Consider the following 17,256-nt stretch of genomic DNA (forward strand, 5'->3'; position numbering starts at 1 on the left):
TCCTAAGACCGCTTGGCCTCCGACTCCGCCCGGCCGGCTACCGGGCGGCCGGCAGCACGTGCCGGGCGGCGATCCTGCGCGCGGTCTCCGAGTCCGGGCCCGGCGGGGGCACGAACACCGCCTCGCGGTAGTAGCGCAGTTCCGCGATGGACTCCCGGATGTCCGCCAGCGCCCGGTGGTTGCCGCTCTTCTCGGGGCTGTTGAAGTACGCCTTCGGATACCAGCGCCGCGCCAGCTCCTTGATCGAGGAGACGTCGACGATCCGGTAGTGGAGGTACTTCTCCAGCGTGGGCATGTCGCGCATCAGGAAGCCGCGGTCGGTCCCGACCGAGTTCCCGCACAGCGGGGCCCGGCCGGGCTCCGGCACGTACTTCCCGACGTACTCCAGCACCCGACGCTCGGCGTCCTCCAGCGTGGTGCCCCCCTCCAGCTCGTCGAGCAGCCCGGAGGCGGTGTGCATCTCGCGGACGACGTCGGGCATGGTCTCCAGCGCCTCGGCGGGCGGGCGGATCACGATGTCCACCCCGTCGCCGAGCACGTTCAGCTCGGAGTCGGTGACCAGGGCGGCCACCTCGATGAGAGCGTCCTGGGACAGCGAGAGCCCGGTCATCTCGCAGTCGATCCACACCAAACGATCGTTCATGTGTCCAGCCTACGGGGCCCGGCCGGGCTTGCGGGCCCGTTGGGAGGGCAGTCGCGGCGTGTAGGCGTCCGAGCCGGGTTTGCCCCGCTCCTTCTGCTCGCCCCGCTCGCCGCGGCCGCTCCGCCCCGCCCGCTCGGGCGGCTCCCCGCGCTCGCCCCGCTCGTGCCGTGTGGCGTGGACGGCCCCGGGACCGGTGGACTCGGCCGCCGCCGTCCGCTCCGTACGGGCCTCCTGCGCGCGCTCCTCGCCCGAGCCGCCGCCGTCCGCGCGGGTGCGGGCCCGGTAGGCGGCCCGGTACGCCGCCGGGGAGGCGCCCAGTTGCCGCCTGAAGTGGCCGCGCAGCGCGACCGGCGAGCGGAAGCCGCAGCGTCCGGCGACCTCGTCCACCGAGTAGTCGGAGGTCTCCAGCAGCCGCTGCGCCTGGAGCACCCGCTGGGTGATCAGCCACTGCAGCGGCGCGCTGCCGGTCAGCGAGCGGAACCGCCGGTCGAAGGTCCGGCGGCTCATGTAGGCGCGTGCGGCGAGCGTCTCCACGTCGAACTGCTCGTGGAGGTGTTCCAGAGCCCAGGCGACGACCTCGGCGAGCGGGTCGGTGCCGATCTCCTCCGGTAAAGACCTGTCGATGTAGCGCTCCTGACCGCCGTTGCCGCGCCGGGGCGGTACGACGAGGCGGCGGGCCAGGGCTCCCGCCGCCTCGGCGCCGTGGTCGGTGCGGACCACGTGCAGACACAGGTCGATGCCGGCCGCCGTTCCGGCCGAGGTGAGGATGTCGCCGTCGTCCACGAACAGTTCGCGCGGGTCCACATGGACCGCCGGATAGCGTTTGGCCAGCGTCGGCGCGTACATCCAGTGCGTCGTCGCCGGCCGGCCGTCCAGCAGCCCGGCGGCGGCGAGCACGAAGGCGCCCGTGCACAGGCCTATGATCCGCGCTCCCTCCTCGTGCGCGCGGCGCAGGGCGTCGAGCGCGGCGGAGGGGGGCGGCTGGGTGATGGACCGCCAGGCGGGGACGACGATCGTCCCGGCCCGGGACAGCGCCTCCAGCCCGTACGGCGCGCTCAGCTCCAGGCCGCCGGTGGTGCGCAGGGGCCCCTCCTCGCCCGCGCACACCAGGAGGCGGTAGCGGGGGACGCCGGCGTCCTGCCGGTCGATGCCGAAGACGGACAGCGGGATGGAGCTTTCGAAGATCGGGCCGCCGCTGAAGAGCAGTACGGCGACGATCTCGCGGCGGCGGCGCGCGGACAGCTTGCGCGCCGGCGCAGGGCCGTGCGTTGGGTCCTGGCTCATGGAACTAAGCCCCCCTCGGTCGTCGCGTCCTTCCGGTCCTGCACGGTTCCCCCGCCGTAGTCAGCCAAGATCGAATCTACTGTGTTCGACGAGGCCGATGGGACTAGTTCACCACTCGCCGCTATGTCGACAAGACAACTTGGCGTGAAGCATTCGATCACGGAGCGTTCCATTCGTCGCCGCCCCCGCGAAGAAGGCCGGACCCCCGTCGCCGTCCGTCCGCAGGGTGCACATGTTCCCCTCGGTCCTGGCCGCCCTGACGGGCGGTATTCGGATTCGCCTCTGGCAAGTTGTGTACCACGGCTGGAAGTTGGCCGAAAAGCACAGGGGCCGGAACAGGTGGACCGAGATCTGCGGAAGCGCGCGTTCCGCGCCGGGCGTTCTACCGCTGCCGGTGTCCGCCCCTGTGCGCTCCCGTTCCGGTACGGCCGTGCCGGCCCCGGTGCGGGCCGGACCGCCCGGCCGACCGCGCCGCGACGCGCTCGCAGTGCCGCAGAACGGCGCGGCAGACGGCCGTCAGCAGGGAGAGCCCGGCGGCCGCGGCGGCCGCGCCGCCGGGCGGGGAGCCGCACGCCAGCAGCGCCAGGGGGACCAGGAGGCAGCCGAAGGCCGCCCAGCGGACGACCTCGTCCACCCCGTGGGCCGGGCGCGCCTGGGGAGGGGCCGGGCGGCGGGCGCGGACGTTCTTCCGCGCGGACGGGCGAGTGGGCAGGAGGCCGGGCATGCCCTGTCCAACGCCCCGCCGGCGCCCCGGTCACCGGCGGGGGAGCCGATCCGGCCGCCGCGGGCCTCTCCTTCCTCCTTCCTCCGGCCCTCGGCCGGAGGAAGGAGGAAGGAGAGGCCCGGCAGGGCCCGTGGGAGCCGGGGCCGCGAGGCGCCCGCCCCGGCTCCCGGAGGGGCGCGCGGGGCGCGCCCGGGCATTGCGCAACGCTTTCGGCTCGGGCATGCTGCACCGAACCGACAGTGACCGCAGCCTCTGGGCAAGAGGGGAGTGCCGACGTACCCTCAGGGGTATGGGCCGGGGATCCGTACCCCGGTCGTATTCCAAGGCGCACGTGAAGTTACCGATGGCTGGACACGAGATCCCCGACCCCGCGGACCGCAAACGGGTCGCCGATCCGACGGCGATGCCCCAGGCGGCGGATGAAGCGCGCCACTCCTGCGATCCGGCGTTCCAGCACGGGGTCGTGGTGGGTTTCGACGGTTCCACGTCGAGCGAGCGCGCCCTGGCCTACGCGGTCGGCATGGCCCGCCGCTCCGACTCCGGTCTGATCATCGTCCACGTGGCCAACCGGCTCCCGACGACCGTGTGGGCCGGCTGCGAGCCGCCGGTCTTCGTGGACGTGCCCGACCACCGCACCGAGGTGCTGGGCCTCGAGCTGGCCTGCGCGGACCACCTGTCCGACGTGCCCTGGATCCTCGTCGAGCGGGGCGGGGACATCTGCCACGAACTGGAAGAGGTCGGCCGCGAGTACGAGGCCGACGCCATCGTCGTCGGCTCCACGCACGGCCTCGTCGGCCGGATCTTCGGCTCGGTCGCGGGGCGCCTCGCCCGCCGGGCGCGGCGGCCGGTCATCGTCATCCCCTGAGCCGCCTCCCCGGCCGTCCCGGGCGCTTCCGGGTCCCTCATCCCTCGGGGCGGACCTGTGCGCTCCCCGTCCCGACTCGTGCCACAAGACGGGAAATCGACAAATCTACCCGTGCGTAGAGGTGGATCGCGCACGTGCGGCGGGCATATAGGGGTCAGCGCGCCGCCGCACGGGAAGTGACGGTCCCGTGCTGCGGCCCACCGCCGGCGCGACGGGCGGCCCCGGCGGGAGGAGGGCGGTCCCCTCGTGCGCATGGTGGCACGGACGAGGGGACCGCCCGCACGTCCCCCGCCCGCCCCGCCGTCATTCCACCGTCACCGACTTCGCCAGGTTGCGCGGCCTGTCGATGTCCCGGCCCAGGGCCAGGGCCGTGTGGTAGGCGAGGAGCTGGAGCGGGACGCTCATCAGGATCGGGTCCAGCTCGACCTCGTTGCGCGGCACGACGACCGTGTGGTCGGCCTTCTCCTGCTCGGCGTGTGCGACGGCCAGGATGCGTCCTCCGCGGGCCCTGATCTCCTCCAGCGTGGCGCGGTTCTTCTCCAGCAGCTCGTCCTCCGGCAGGACCGCCACGGTCGGCACCGCGGGCTCGATCAGGGCCAGGGGTCCGTGCTTGAGCTCGGAGGCCGGATACGCCTCGGCGTGGATGTAGGAGACCTCCTTCAGTTTCAGGGCCGCCTCGCGCGCCACCGGGTAGCCGCGCACCCGGCCGACGAACATCATCGACTTCGCGTCCGCGTACTCGGCGGCCAGCTTGGCGATCGCCTCCTCCTGCGCCAGGATCTCGGCGATCTGCCCCGGCAGCCTCCGCAGGCCGGAGATGATCCGCCGGCCGTCCGCCACCGACAGGTCCCGGATGCGGCCGAGGTGGAGGGCGAGCAGCGCGAAGGCGACGGCGGTGTTGGTGAAGCACTTGGTGGACACCACGCACACCTCCGGCCCCGCGTGGACGTACACGCCGCCGTCGGTCTCGCGGGCGATGGCCGAGCCCACGACGTTCACCACGCCCAGCACCCGGGCGCCCTTGCGCTTGAGCTCCTGGACGGCGGCCAGGGTGTCGTACGTCTCGCCGGACTGGCTGACCGCCACGTAGAGCGTGTCCGGGTCCACCACCGGGTTGCGGTAGCGGAACTCGCTGGCCGGCTCGGCGTCGGCCGGGATGCGGGCCAGCTCCTCGATGAGCTGGGCGCCGATCATCCCCGCGTGGTACGCCGAGCCGCAGCCGAGGATCTTCACCCGCCGCACCCCGCGCGCCTCGCGGGCGTCCATGTTGAGGCCGCCCAGGCGGACGGTGGCGAAGCGGTCGTCGATCCGGCCGCGCAGCACCCGGTCCACGGCCTCGGCCTGCTCGGTGATCTCCTTGTGCATGTAGGTGTCGTGGCCGGCCATGTCGTACGACTCGGCCTCCCACTCCACCGTCGTCGGGGTGGCGGAGGTGCGGCTGCCCTCGGTGGTGTAGGTGCGGTAGTCGCCGGCCGTGAGGGTGGCCATCTCGCCGTCGCCGAGGGTGACCACCTGGCGGGTGTGGGAGACCAGCGCGGCCACGTCCGAGGCGAAGAGCATCTCGTGCTCGCCGATGCCGAGCACCACCGGGGAGCCGTTGCGGGCCACCACGATGCGGTCGGGGAAGTCGGCGTGGAGGACGGCGACGCCGTAGGTGCCCTCGATGCGGGCCAGCGCCTCGCGGACCCGCTCCTCCAGCGTCGGGGCCTGGGAGCGGCCGATCAGGTGGGCCAGCACCTCGGTGTCGGTCTCGGAGGCGAACTCCACGCCCTCGGCGGCCAGCCTCGCGCGCAGCTCGCCGGCGTTGTCGAAGATGCCGTTGTGGACGACCGCGACCCGGCCGCCCGCGTCCTGGTGCGGGTGGGCGTTCTCGTCGCTCGGGGCGCCGTGGGTGGCCCAGCGGGTGTGGGCGATGCCGGTGGTGCCCGTGAAGCGCTCGGGGACGCGGTCCCGGAGGTCGCGGACGCGGCCCTTGGCCTTCACCGTCCGCAGACCTCCCGCCCGCCCGGTGCCGTTGCCGTGGATGGCCAGGCCGGTGGAGTCGTAGCCCCGGTACTCCAGGCGCTGAAGGCCCTCCAGCAGGAGGGGGGTGGCGTCGCGTTTCCCGATGTATCCCACGATTCCGCACATACGGGGTCCTCCGGTTCCGTCGCTCTGGGGTCGCTCTGTGATCGTTCTGCTGTCGCTCTGTGGTCGTTCTGCCGTCGTGCCGTGTTCCGGGCGGTCCCGTGCCGCCGGCCGGGACCCGCGGCGGCACGGGCTCAGCCGTAGACGATGCGGCGGAGCTGCCGCAGGGAGAGTTCGGGCGGGGCCACCGCGCGGTGCGGCAGTTCGGCCGCGATCCGCTCGAAGATCTCCGGGTTCGTCAGCCCCCGGGACTGCAGCTCGCGGTGGCGCCGCCGCACGAACTCCTCGACCGTCTCGTCGAAGTACGCCAGGACGTCCAGGACCACGCGGGCCGCCTCGCCGCGCCGGAGCGGCGTGGAGCGGACGAGGTGGTCGATGAGGTCTTCATGGGGCGCGAGGCGTTCGAGCACCCGCTGATACTCGCGGCCCGGCGGACCCTTTCGCAAGAAATCTGCCCGCTATCGGGCAGGAGTGAGGCGAAAGAGCGGCAAGGCCCCCGGGGATGGTCTATACCTTGACCGCCGACGGGGCGAGCGATACCCATGTCATCGAACGGTCGCTCCATGTACACGCCCCGTCCGTGCCACGGCCCGAAGGGACCGCCCGTGAGACGACTCCGCCTCCCGATCCTGCTGCTCTGCACCGCCCTCCTCGCCTCCCTCCCGCAGGGAACCGCGGCCGCCGACGGGCCCGCCCCGCCGGCCGCCGGACCCCGGCCGCTGGACCAGGTGATCCCCGCCCCCGCGTCCGTACGGCCGGGCGGGGACCCGTACACGATCGGCGGGAGGACCGTGATCCGGGTGCCCGCCGGCTCCGCCGAGGCGCGCCGGGTCGGCTCGTACCTGGCCGGGCTGCTGCGTCCCTCCACCGGCCACCCGCTGCCGCTGACCACCCGCCCGGGCGCCGACGGCATCCGGCTGAGGCTCGGCGGGCCGGAGGAACTGGGGGAGGAGGGCTACCGGCTGCACGCCTCACCGCGTTCGGTCGAGATCCGGGCCCGTACGGCGTCCGGCCTCTTCCACGGCGTGCAGACGCTGCGGCAGCTGCTGCCCGCGAGGGTCGAGGCGCGCCGGAAGCAGCCCGGACCCTGGCGGGTGGCCGGCGGCACCGTCACGGACGTCCCGCGCTACGCGTACCGCGGCGCGATGCTCGACGTGGCACGGCACTTCTTCACGGTCGAGCAGGTCAAGCGCTACATCGACCAGCTCGCGCTCTACAAGATCAACACCCTCCACCTGCACCTGACCGACGACCAGGGCTGGCGCATCGCCATCGACTCCTGGCCCCGGCTGGCGACCCACGGCGGCAGCACCGAGGTCGGCGGCGGACCCGGCGGCCACTACACCAAGGACGACTACCGCGAGATCGTCCGCCACGCCGCCGCCCGGCACATGACCGTCGTGCCCGAGATCGACATGCCCGGCCACACCAACGCGGCCCTCGCCTCCTACCCGGAGCTCAACTGCGACGGCGTCGCGCCCCCGCTCTACACCGGCATCGAGGTCGGCTTCAGCTCCCTGTGCGTCCCCCTGGAGACCACCTACGACTTCGTGGACGACGTGGTGCGGGAGATCGCCGAGCTGACCCCGGGCCCGTACCTCCACATCGGCGGCGACGAGGCGCACCGGACGGGCGAGGAGGACTACGCCCGCTTCATGGAGCGCGCGCAGCGGATCGTGGCGGAGCACGGCAAGACCGTCGTCGGCTGGCACCAGATCACCGGCGCCGAACCCGCCGAGGGCGCGATCGCGCAGTACTGGGGGACCGCCGGCAGGGAGGAGGGGGTCGCGGAGGCGGCGCGGAACGGCACCCGGCTGATCCTCTCCCCGGCCGACCGCGCCTACCTGGACATGAAGTACGACGAGACCACGCCGCTGGGACTGAGCTGGGCGGGCCACGTCGAGGTGCGGCAGTCCTACGACTGGGACCCCGGCGCCCACATCGAGGGCGTCCCCGGGGACGCGGTGCTCGGCGTGGAGGCGCCGCTGTGGACGGAGACCGTCGAGAACGGCGACCACATCGAGTTCATGGCCTTCCCCCGGCTGCCGGGCATCGCCGAACTCGGCTGGTCGCCCGCGTCCGCCCACGACTGGGAGGACTACCGCACCCGGCTGGCCGCGCAGGGCCCGCGCTGGGAGCTGATGGGCATCGACTACTGGCGCTCGCCCCAGGTCCCCTGGACGGACTGAGCCCGGAGACGGCGGGACGGCGTCCGGCGCGCCCTCCGGCCGTCCCGCCGTCCCGCCGTCAGAAACGGCGCAGCACCGCCTGCTTGGCCGCGGCGAACTCCTCGTCGGTGAGGATCCCCTCCCGGCGCAGCTCGCCCAGCTCGCGCAGCCGCCGCAGCAGGACGTCGTGGTCCGCGTCCGGGGCGGCCGGGACCTCTGCCCCGCCCGCGGTGAGCGCGGGCGGGGCGCCCTCGCCGGCCGGCAGGCCCTCGGCGGCCCCGGACGCGGCGGAGGCGGTGGCGGAGGCTGCGGCGGAGGAGGCGGAGGAGGCGGAGGGGTGCGGCAGACGGGCGGCGACGGCGGCGGCCACCAGCACCGAGCTGGTGTCCTTCGCCTGCCGCAGCCCCCACAGCACCAGGCAGTTGGGGTCGTGGTCGGGGTCGAGGACGGGGTGCGTCCCCTTGGGACGGAACCGCAGGTAGCCGTTCTCCAGGCCGATCGCCGGGGACCACTCCACGCCCTCCAGCTCGTGCAGCGCGAACGCGCGGGGGCCGCCGGAGGTCTTGCTGCTCTCGGCCATCCAGTTCCATTCGAGCCGGACGCGCTCCCCGTCGAAGGACGCCGTGCCGTCGGTGCCCTGCACCGACAGGGGAACCGGCGGCCCGGGCAGCAGGTAGCGGTCGCAGGGCTCCTCGGTGGGCACCTGCTCCAGCAGCAGGGCGTGGCGGACCTCGTCCACGAAGTAGTCGGCCACCCCCGAGCGGCTCGGCTCCACCTCCAGGCGGTACGGGTCGGCCGCGTCGGGCAGCCGCCCGCCCGCGGCCTGGAGGAGCGGATCGGCCCCGTGCCGCAGCCGCAGCCGCAGCCACCCGCCCTTGCGTCCGCGCTCGTACGAGACCCCGGCCACCGCCTTCAGCGGCACCGCCAGCTCGCCGAGCAGCCGGCGCAGTCTGTGCACGCTCTTGTGGTGTCCGGGCACGATGCGCACGGTGTCGCCGTCGAACGTCCAGGTCCCGGACTGATGGAGTATCTCCGCCATGGGCCGATTCTCTCAGCCCGCGGCGGCGGGGACCCCGGGGTTCGCGGCCCGCGTCGCCGCCCGCGCCGCCCGGGGTCCGCCTCCGGCGCCCTCAGGTCCAGTACAGGCCGCGCAGGCGGGACGTGGTGATGGTGGCCGGCCCGTCGTCGGAGGGGTCGGCCGGGTAGTAGGCGGCCTCGAACCGCAGCTTCTCGTTCTTCGCGATGCTGCCGGAGTGGTGGAAGTCGGCGTACGTGGAGCCCGAGGTGCCGATGCGCTCGACGATGCCGGACTCCCAGCGCGTACCGTCGGGCCTCAGGTGGTAGAAGCGGCCCTGGATCGTGGAGCCGGGCGGGATCGTGGCGGTGAGGTGGGCCATCACCTGGTAGCGCGTCGCGCCGGTCACGATGTCCACGCCCTTGATGTCGAGGGTCGTCCAGGTGCGGGGGGCCAGCCGGATGTCGCCGGTCCGGTACTCGCCGATCACGTTCGGCACGTCGTCCTCCTCCTCGTTCCGGTTCCAGCCGGGTGCGTGGGACAGGCGCTCGCGTATGCGGGCGCGCATGCTGCTCATGGAGAAGCCGCGGGGATCGACCTTGCCGGGCTGCCACTCCAGATGGCCGATCACCGAGCGCTCGTTCCAGCCGTGGTGGCGGCACAGGGCCGCGGCGGCGCGTTCGATCGCGTCCAGTTGGGCGGCCGGCCAGGGGTCCCTGCCGTCGCCGAGGTTCTCGCACTCGAAGCCGTAGAAGTGGCGGTTGCCGTCGGTGTTGGCCTCGTTGTCCGCGGGCAGGGCGCGTTCGTCGATCACCGCGCGGAGCACGTCGTCGTCCCCCATGCCGGCGTGGTTGGCGCGGCCGTGCCCGACCAGGTGCACCCGGCCGTCCTTGGTGATCACCCCGTGGCACAGCGGGCCGGGCAGGCTGCTGTGGCCGTTCCGGCAGATCTCGACCGTCCGCGCCGACCCGGAGGTGACGGTGTGGTGGATCATCACCCCGTGCACCGGCCCCCAGGGACCCTTGTGGTTGCGGTTGTGCGTGCGCCAGTCACCGACCTCGACGACCCTGAGCCCCTCCTTCTTCAGCGCGGCGACGAGCGCGCTCGCACCAATGGGAGTAGCCATGAGTGTTCTCCCGACTACTTTGGGTAGAAGTATGTGTTTCTCTCATACCCACCCCCGTGCGCGTCCCCATGGGATGGTCCATGATTTTTTGAAGCGCTCCCACCTCGCGGGCGGCCGCGGACGGCGGCGCCCTCCGGGACGTCCGTCCCGCGTGGTCACGGAGGGGGTGGAGGGGGGTCGCTCGCCTCCGGGCGGAGGACAGTGCTAAGAATAGGCTTGTGATCGGACTTTTCAGCCGATCTTGGGATTCGCTGTCCCGTCTGCTCGGCACCCGTCGCCCGCCGGAACGGCACGGGGGCGGGAGAACGGGGAGCGGGAATTCCGGGCAGCGGGCAGAACGGACACCGCCGGGGCGGCACCCCGGCTCACTGCTGGGCGTGCGCAGCCTGGCGGGCCAGGTGTTCGTCCTCCAGGCCGTGCTCGTGCTCCTGCTGGTCGTCACCGCGGTGGCGGCACTGCTGGTCCAGGCCGGGAGCAGCGCCGAGGAGGAGGCGCGCCGGCGGTCGGTCGCCGTCGCCGAGGCGTTCGCCAACTCGCCCGGACTGCCGGAGGCACTGAGGAGCGAGAACCCCACCGAGTCCCTCCAGCCGCTCGCCGAACGGGCCAGAGAGCGCTCCGGGGTGGACTTCGTCGTCGTGATGGACACGGACGGGACCCGCCACACCCACCCCAGGCCCGACCGGATCGGCGAGCGTTTCGTCGGCACCGTCGGACCGGCGCTGGAGGGGGAGACGGTCACGGAGGAGATCGTCGGGACCATCGGCCCCCTGGTGCAGGCGGTGGTCCCCGTCTTCGGCCCCGACGGCTCGGTGGTGGGCCTGGTCTCCGCGGGCATCACCGTCGACAAGGTCAGCAGCGGGGTCCAGGACCAGGTGCCGCTGCTCCTCGGCGCGTCCGCGGCGGCGCTGCTGCTGTCCGTGACGGGCACGGCCGTGATCGGCAGGCGGCTGCTGCGCCAGACCCGCGGCCTGGGCCCGGCCGAGATGACCCGCATGTACGAGCACCACGACGCCGTGCTGCACGCCGTCCGCGAGGGCGTGCTCATCGTCGGGGCCGACGGCCGCCTGGTGCTCGCCAACGACGAGGCGCGGCGGCTGCTCGACCTGCCCCCGGACGCCGAGGGGCGCTCCGTCACCGACCTCGGCCTCCCCCCGCGCACCGGCAGGCTGCTCTCCTCCGGACGCGCGGCCGTGGACGAGGTCCACCAGGTCGGGGACCGGATGCTGGCCGTCAACCACGAGCCCACCGACCGCTTCGGCGGACCGCCGGGCAGTGTGGCGACGTTCCGGGACTCCACCGAGCTGCGGGTGCTCTCCGAGAGCGCCGAGGAGGCGCGCCGGAGGCTGAAGCTGCTGTACGACGCGGGCACGGGCATCGGCACCACCCTGGACATGGTGCGCACGGCCGAGGAACTGGCGGAGGCCGTGGTGCCCCGGTTCGCGGACTTCGTCACCGTCGACCTGGCCGACGCCGTGCTGCGCGGCGAGGAGCCGGCGGGCGGCACGGTGACCATGCGCCGGGTGGCCGCCCACGGCATCAGGGAGATCCCGTCCTTCTACCCGACGGGCAAGCTGATCGCCTTCCTGCCGTCCACGCCGCAGGGGCAGGGCTACCGGGCCGGGCAGGCGGTCCTGGAGGCCGACCTGGCCACCGCCCCCGGATGGCAGGAGCAGGACCCCGAGCGGGCGCGGCGGATCGTCGAGGAGGGCGTCCACTCGCTCATCACGGTCCCGCTGCGGGCGCGCGGCATCGCCCTGGGCGTGGTCAACTTCTGGCGTACGCGGGAACACGGGGCCTTCGACGACGACGACCTGTCGCTGGCCGAGGAACTGGTGGCCCGTGCCGGGGCGGCCGTCGACAACGCCCGCCGCTACACCCGCGAGCACACCATGGCCGCCGCCCTCCAGCGCAGCCTGCTGCCCCGCGCCCTGCCCGGGCAGGAGGCGCTGGAGGTCGCCCACCGCTACCTCCCCGCCCAGTCGGGGGTGGGCGGGGACTGGTTCGACGTGATCCCGCTGTCCGGCGCCCGCGTCGCGCTGGTGGTCGGCGACGTGGTTGGCCACGGCCTGCACGCGGCCGCCACCATGGGACGGCTGCGCACGGCCGTCCACAACTTCTCCGCCCTGGACCTGCCGCCCGACGAGATCATCGGGCACCTCGACGAGCTGGTGGACCGCAGCGACCGGGACGGCGACGGCGACGGAACGCCGGACGGCACCAGCGGGATGATGGGCGCGACCTGCCTGTACGCGATCTACGACCCCGCCTCCCGGAGCTGCGTCGTGGCCCGCGCCGGGCACCCCCCGCCCGCGCTCGTCCACCCCGACGGCACCGTGGAGTTCCCCGACATCCCCGTCGGCGCGCCCCTGGGGCTGGGCGGCCCGCCCTACGAGACCGCCGAGATCGACCTGCCCGAGGGCAGCCGGCTGGTGCTGTACACCGACGGACTCATCGAGGACCGGGGGCGCGACATCGACGTCGGCCTGGCCCTCCTGGGGGAGGCGCTGGCCCGCGCGGGCGACTCCCCCGAGGAGACCTGCGACGAGGTGACCGGCGCGCTGCTGGCCGAGCGTCCGCGCGACGACGTCGCGCTGCTCGTCGCCCGGACCAGGGCCCTGGGACCCGACCGGATCGCGGTGTGGGACGTGCCGTCCGATCCCGCCGCGGTCTCCGCGGTCCGCGGCGGTGTGACGCGGCGGCTGGCCGACTGGGGCCTGGACGAGTTGGTGTTCACCACCGAGCTGATCCTCAGCGAGCTGGTCACCAACGCCATCCGGCACGCCACCGGCCCGGTGCGGGTCAGGCTGCTGAGGCTGGAGCGCAGCCTGATCTGCGAGGTCTCCGACACCAGCAGCACCTCGCCGCACCTGCGCCGGGCCGCGACGACGGACGAGGGGGGACGGGGACTGTTCCTGGTGGCGCAGCTCTCCGAGCGCTGGGGCACCCGCTACACCGGGAACGGGAAGGTCATCTGGGTCGAGCAGCCGCTGCCGCGGGACTGACCGGGGCCGGACGCGCCTCGGGCCGCGGCGGCCCGAGGCGCGTCCGGCCGGCGCTCAGGAGACGACGCCCAGCTCCCGGGCGATCAGCATGCGCTGCACCTCGCTGGTGCCCTCGCCGATCTCCAGGATCTTGGAGTCCCGCCACATGCGGGCCACCGGGTACTCGTTCATGAAGCCGTAGCCGCCGTGGATCTGGGTGGCCTCGCGGGCGTTGGTGACCGCGATCTCGGAGGAGTACAGCTTGGCGATGGCCGCCTCCTTCTTGAACGGCTCGCCCGCCATCAGGCGGGCCGCCGCGTCGCGCCAGGCCAGACGGGCGGTGTGGGCGCGCATCTCCATGTCGGCGAGCTTGAACTGGATGGCCTGGTTGGCGCCGATCGGGCGGCCGAAGGCGTGGCGCTCCCCGGCGTACCGCACCGACTCGTCCACGCAGCCCTGGGCCAGGCCGGTGGCCAGGGCCGAGATGGCGATGCGGCCCTCGTCCAGGATGCGCAGGAACTGGGCGTAGCCGCGGCCCTCCTCGCCCAGCAGGTTGGAGACCGGGACCCGGACGTCGGAGAAGGACAGCTCACGGGTGTCCGAGGCGTTCCAGCCGACCTTGGAGTAGGGGGCGGCGACGGTGAAGCCCGGGGTGCCGGACGGGACGATGATCGAGGAGATCTCCGGGCGGCCGTCGGGCCTGCGGCCGGTGACGGCGGTGACCGTGACCAGGCCGGTGATGTCGGTGCCGGAGTTGGTGATGAAGCACTTGGTGCCGTTGATCACCCACTCGTCGCCGTCGCGGACGGCGGTGGTGCGGGTGCCGCCCGCGTCCGAGCCGCACTCCGGCTCGGTCAGGCCGAACGCGCCGAGCATCTCGCCCGAGCACAGCCTCGGCAGCCACTCGCGCTTCTGCTCCTCGGTGCCGAAGCGGTGGATCGGCATGGCCCCCAGCGAGACGGCCGCCTCCAGGGTGATGGCGATGGAGGAGTCCACCCGGGCCAGCTCCTCCAGGGCCAGGCACAGGGCGAGGTAGTCGCCGCCCATCCCCCCGTACTCCTCGGGGAAGGGCAGGCCGAACAGGCCCATGCGGCCCATCTCCCGGACGATCTCGTAGGGGAACTCGTGGTTCTCGTAGAACTCCCCGATCTTCGGCGCGACGACGTCGTGCGCGAACTCCTCGACGGTGCGGCGCAGTTCCTCGTGCTCGGGGGAGAGGCGGTGGTCAAGGGACATGGCTTCACTGCTCCTTGTGGGAGGCGGGGGAGTCCTGGGCGGGGGCGGTGGCCCGCGGGGCCAGGGCACGGACCGTGCGGGAGGGGCTGGGGCGGCCCAGCCGGCCGGCCATCCACACGCTGGTGGCGGTGAGGCGGCCGAGGTCGACCCCGGTGTCGATGCCGAGGCCGTGCAGCATCCACACGAGGTCCTCGGTGGCGAGGTTGCCGGTGGCGCTCTTCGCGTAGGGGCAGCCGCCGAGGCCGCCCGCGGAGGAGTCCACGGTGGTGACGCCGTGCCGCAGGGCGGCAAGGGTGTTGGCCAGGGCCTGGCCGTAGGTGTCGTGGAAGTGGACGGCGAGGCGGCCGGTGGGGATCCCGGCCTCGTTCAGGGCGGTCAGCAGGGCGGTGACGTGGCCGGGGGTGGCCACGCCGATGGTGTCGCCCAGGCTGAGCTCGTCGCAGCCGAGGTCGATCAGGCGGCGGCAGACGCCGACCACCTGCTCCACGGGCACCGGGCCCTCCCACGGGTCGCCGAAGCACATCGACAGGTAGCCCCGCACCCCGGCGCCCGCCTCCTTCGCCCGGGCGACCACCGGTTCGAACATCGCCAGGGCCTCGTCGACGGTGCGGTTGAGGTTCGCCCGGGCGAAGGACTCGGTGGCGCTGCCGAAGACGGCGATCTCGCGGGCGCCGAGGGCCAGCGCCCGGTCCAGGCCGCGTTCGTTCGGGACGAGCACCGGGAGCCGTACGGCCGCGTCCCCCTCGCGGTCGGCGAGGTCGGAGACGGCCGGGAACAGCCGCTCCGCGTCCGCGAGTTGGGGGACCCACTTGGGGTGGACGAAGCTGGTCGCCTCGATGGTGCGCAGCCCGGCGCCGGCGAGCCGGCGGATGAACTCCGCCTTCACCTCGGCGGGTACGACGGTCTGCTCGTTCTGCAGGCCGTCGCGCGGCCCCACTTCGTGGATGCGGACGCGGGCCGGAAGCCCCTCGGCGGGGAAGGCCATGGGCAGTCCCTCGGTCATCGCGCCGCCCCCTCGACCGGCTCGGCCCCGTCGGCCGGTGTGCCGGGTTCCTTGGGCTCGACGACGGCCAGCACCTGGTCCATGGCGACGGTGCTGCCGGGTGTGACGTCCAGCTCGACCACGGTGCCGTCGTAGGGGGCGGCGATGACGTGCTCCATCTTCATCGCCTCCACCACCAGCAGGCTCTGGCCGGCGGTGACCACGTCGCCGACGGCCGCCTTGACGACGGTGACCGTGCCGGGCATCGGAGCGGTCAGCGTGTCGGCGCCGTGCGCCCCCGCACCGCCCCGCAGGGACGCCTCGACCGGATCGTGGTCGGCGAGGTGCCAGCCGGCCCCGTCCCGGCCCAGCCACCGGCCGCCGTCCGCGCGGGCGTGGGCGAAGACGTGCACCACACCGTCCCACTCCAGCAGCGCCCGGCCGGGGGCGTCGGTGCGCAGCGCGGCACGCACCGGCGGGGCGTCCCCGACGCGGACCTCGGCACCGCCGGCCCGGCCGCGCACCCGCACGGCCACCGGCTCGCGGCCCGGGACCCGCAGGTGGTGGACCGTCCAGGCGGGTTCGCCGCCCAGACGCCAGCCGGTCGGCGCGGAGAACGGGTCGGTCCAGCCGGTGGGGGAGGCCTCCGGTTCCAGGTCGGCGTGGCGCAGCAGCGCCGCCGCCGCGTACACCTCCCCGGGGACCTCCGGCGGCAGCAGCGAGGCCGCGTCGCGGTCCACCAGCCCGGTGTCCAGGTTCCCGGAGACCACGTCCGGGTGCGCCAGCAGGGCGCGGAGGAAGGAGGTGTTGGTCTCCACCCCCAGGACCGTCGTCTCCGCCAGGGCCGAGCGCAGCCGCCGCAGGGCGGAGGACCGGTCCGGGCCGTGGACGATCACCTTGGCGAGCATCGGGTCGTAGACGGTGCCCACCTCGGTGCCCTCCGTCAGCCCGGAGTCCACCCGGACGCCCTCGCCCGACGGCTCGGACAGCAGGTGGACGGTGCCGGCGGAGGGCAGGAAGTCCACCCTCCCGCCCGTGGCGCGCGCGCTCTCCGCGCAGATCCGGGCCTCGACCGCGTGGCCGTCGAGGACGATGTCCTCCTGCCCGAAGGGCAGGGGTTCGCCGGCCGCGACCCGAAGCTGCCACTCCACCAGGTCCAGGCCGGTGATCAGCTCCGTCACCGGGTGCTCGACCTGGAGGCGGGTGTTCATCTCCATGAAGCAGTACGCCCCGGGGTCGCCGCCGGGGACGATGAACTCCACCGTGCCCGCGCCGCGGTAGCCGCAGGAGCGGGCCGCGCGCACGGCGGCCTCGCCCATGGCCGCGCGGGTGGCCGGGTCCAGCAGGGGGCTGGGGGCCTCCTCGACGATCTTCTGGTGGCGGCGCTGGAGGCTGCACTCGCGTTCGCCGAGGTGCACCACGGTGCCGTGGCCGTCGGCGAGCACCTGGATCTCGATGTGCCGCGGCCGGTCGATCCACCGCTCCACCAGGAGGGTGTCGTCGCCGAAGGCGCCGCGGGCCTCGCGCCGGGCGGCGGCGATCTCGTCGGCGAGCAGGGCCTCGTCGCGGACCAGCCGCATGCCCTTGCCGCCGCCGCCCGCCGACGGCTTGAGCAGGACCGGCATGCCGATCTCCAGTGCGGCGGCGGCCAGTTCGGCGTCGGTCAGGCCGCTGCCGCTGCTGCCAGGCACCACCGGGACCCCGGCCGCCCGCACCGTCTCCTTGGCGCGGATCTTGTCGCCCATCAGCTCGATGGCGTCCGCCGGCGGGCCGACGAAGACCATCCCGGCGGCCTCCACCGCGCGGGCGAAGGCCGCGTTCTCGGCGAGGAAGCCGTAGCCGGGGTGCACGGCCTGCGCGCCCGTCCGCTCGGCCGCCGCCAGCAGCCGCTCGATCGACAGGTAGCTCTCGGCGGCCGGCGCCGGGCCGATCCGCACCGCGGTGTCCGCCTCCCGCACATGCCGGGCGTCGGCGTCCGCGTCGCTGAAGACCGCGACCGAGCGCACCCCCAGCCGGCGCAGCGTACGGATGACGCGGACGGCGATCTCGCCGCGGTTGGCGACCAGCACCGTGTCGAACGCCTTGATGGACATCGAACGCATCCC

The 17,256-nt window shown here is 73.8% G+C and carries 12 protein-coding genes and 1 pseudogene; 3 read left to right on the forward strand and 10 right to left on the reverse strand.

What is annotated here, in order from left to right; translation table 11 throughout:
• Positions 1-37: 37 nt before the first annotated feature.
• From orn to ABD358_RS11840, 3 genes are all read right to left on the reverse strand, one after another.
• Positions 38-643 carry an oligoribonuclease gene (gene orn, locus ABD358_RS11830; RefSeq protein WP_344630877.1) on the reverse strand — a complete coding sequence of 202 codons (606 nt, stop codon included), beginning with the start codon at positions 641-643 and terminating at the stop codon, positions 38-40.
• Between the two features lie 9 nt (positions 644-652).
• Positions 653-1,927 (reverse strand): helix-turn-helix domain-containing protein, encoded by a 1,275-nt coding sequence (locus ABD358_RS11835; RefSeq protein WP_344630878.1) that lies wholly within the window; start codon positions 1,925-1,927, stop codon positions 653-655.
• A 382-nt stretch (positions 1,928-2,309) separates the two neighbouring features.
• Complete coding sequence (locus ABD358_RS11840) at positions 2,310-2,651, reverse strand: hypothetical protein (RefSeq protein ID WP_344630879.1); 342 nt, start codon at positions 2,649-2,651, stop codon at positions 2,310-2,312.
• A gap of 343 nt (positions 2,652-2,994) precedes the next feature.
• Between ABD358_RS11840 and ABD358_RS11845 the strand changes: the two genes are divergently transcribed.
• Positions 2,995-3,516, forward strand: a complete 522-nt coding sequence (locus ABD358_RS11845; RefSeq protein WP_344630880.1) for a universal stress protein — start codon at positions 2,995-2,997, stop codon at positions 3,514-3,516.
• A gap of 303 nt (positions 3,517-3,819) precedes the next feature.
• Here ABD358_RS11845 and glmS read toward each other — a convergent pair whose 3' ends face one another.
• Positions 3,820-5,646 (reverse strand): glutamine--fructose-6-phosphate transaminase (isomerizing), encoded by a 1,827-nt coding sequence (glmS, locus tag ABD358_RS11850; protein WP_344630881.1) that lies wholly within the window; start codon positions 5,644-5,646, stop codon positions 3,820-3,822.
• A 131-nt stretch (positions 5,647-5,777) separates the two neighbouring features.
• Positions 5,778-6,053 carry a hypothetical protein gene (locus tag ABD358_RS11855; RefSeq protein ID WP_344630882.1) on the reverse strand — a complete coding sequence of 92 codons (276 nt, stop codon included), beginning with the start codon at positions 6,051-6,053 and terminating at the stop codon, positions 5,778-5,780.
• 195 nt (positions 6,054-6,248) lie between these two features.
• Here ABD358_RS11855 and ABD358_RS11860 point away from each other — a divergent pair, with 195 nt between their 5' ends.
• On the forward strand, positions 6,249-7,832 hold the full coding sequence (locus ABD358_RS11860) for a beta-N-acetylhexosaminidase (RefSeq protein WP_344630883.1): 1,584 nt from the start codon (positions 6,249-6,251) through the stop codon (positions 7,830-7,832).
• Between the two features lie 58 nt (positions 7,833-7,890).
• Here ABD358_RS11860 and ABD358_RS11865 read toward each other — a convergent pair whose 3' ends face one another.
• Positions 7,891-8,850: a DUF4429 domain-containing protein gene (locus tag ABD358_RS11865; protein ID WP_344630884.1), complete on the reverse strand. Its 960-nt coding sequence runs from the start codon at positions 8,848-8,850 to the stop codon at positions 7,891-7,893.
• Between the two features lie 517 nt (positions 8,851-9,367).
• A pseudogene (locus ABD358_RS11870) lies at positions 9,368-9,952 on the reverse strand (N-acetylmuramoyl-L-alanine amidase); the annotation flags it as partial.
• Between the two features lie 251 nt (positions 9,953-10,203).
• Here ABD358_RS11870 and ABD358_RS11875 point away from each other — a divergent pair.
• On the forward strand, positions 10,204-12,954 hold the full coding sequence (locus ABD358_RS11875; protein ID WP_425576310.1) for a SpoIIE family protein phosphatase: 2,751 nt from the start codon (positions 10,204-10,206) through the stop codon (positions 12,952-12,954).
• A 54-nt stretch (positions 12,955-13,008) separates the two neighbouring features.
• On the opposite strand, the gene ABD358_RS11880 is transcribed toward ABD358_RS11875, so the two are convergent.
• The 3 genes from ABD358_RS11880 to ABD358_RS11890 are packed head-to-tail and all read right to left on the reverse strand — an operon-like array spanning position 13,009 to position 17,253.
• Positions 13,009-14,169, reverse strand: coding sequence for an acyl-CoA dehydrogenase family protein (locus tag ABD358_RS11880; protein ID WP_344630885.1), 1,161 nt, complete (start codon positions 14,167-14,169; stop codon positions 13,009-13,011).
• A 4-nt stretch (positions 14,170-14,173) separates the two neighbouring features.
• Complete coding sequence (locus ABD358_RS11885) at positions 14,174-15,172, reverse strand: hydroxymethylglutaryl-CoA lyase (protein WP_344630886.1); 999 nt, start codon at positions 15,170-15,172, stop codon at positions 14,174-14,176.
• Positions 15,169-17,253: an acetyl/propionyl/methylcrotonyl-CoA carboxylase subunit alpha gene (locus ABD358_RS11890; protein WP_425576308.1), complete on the reverse strand. Its 2,085-nt coding sequence runs from the start codon at positions 17,251-17,253 to the stop codon at positions 15,169-15,171. Before ABD358_RS11890 ends, ABD358_RS11885 begins: the two co-directional genes overlap by 4 nt.
• Positions 17,254-17,256: the final 3 nt, after the last annotated feature.

The organism is Streptomyces glaucosporus (assembly GCF_039533345.1).
Taxonomy (GTDB): Bacteria; Actinomycetota; Actinomycetes; order Streptomycetales; family Streptomycetaceae; genus Streptomyces; species Streptomyces glaucosporus.

What these genes read in the sequence shown, in the direction of transcription:
- orn (WP_344630877.1), bottom strand. Translation starts at nt 643, where the DNA reads ATGAACGATCGTTTGGTGTGGATCGACTGCGAGATGACCGGGCTCTCG.
- ABD358_RS11835 (WP_344630878.1), bottom strand. Translation starts at nt 1,927, where the DNA reads ATGAGCCAGGACCCAACGCACGGCCCTGCGCCGGCGCGCAAGCTGTCC.
- ABD358_RS11840 (WP_344630879.1), bottom strand. Translation starts at nt 2,651, where the DNA reads ATGCCCGGCCTCCTGCCCACTCGCCCGTCCGCGCGGAAGAACGTCCGC.
- ABD358_RS11845 (WP_344630880.1), top strand. Translation starts at nt 2,995, where the DNA reads ATGGCTGGACACGAGATCCCCGACCCCGCGGACCGCAAACGGGTCGCC.
- glmS (WP_344630881.1), bottom strand. Translation starts at nt 5,646, where the DNA reads ATGTGCGGAATCGTGGGATACATCGGGAAACGCGACGCCACCCCCCTC.
- ABD358_RS11865 (WP_344630884.1), bottom strand. Translation starts at nt 8,850, where the DNA reads ATGGCGGAGATACTCCATCAGTCCGGGACCTGGACGTTCGACGGCGAC.
- ABD358_RS11880 (WP_344630885.1), bottom strand. Translation starts at nt 14,169, where the DNA reads ATGTCCCTTGACCACCGCCTCTCCCCCGAGCACGAGGAACTGCGCCGC.
- ABD358_RS11885 (WP_344630886.1), bottom strand. Translation starts at nt 15,172, where the DNA reads ATGACCGAGGGACTGCCCATGGCCTTCCCCGCCGAGGGGCTTCCGGCC.
- ABD358_RS11890 (WP_425576308.1), bottom strand. Translation starts at nt 17,253, where the DNA reads ATGCGTTCGATGTCCATCAAGGCGTTCGACACGGTGCTGGTCGCCAAC.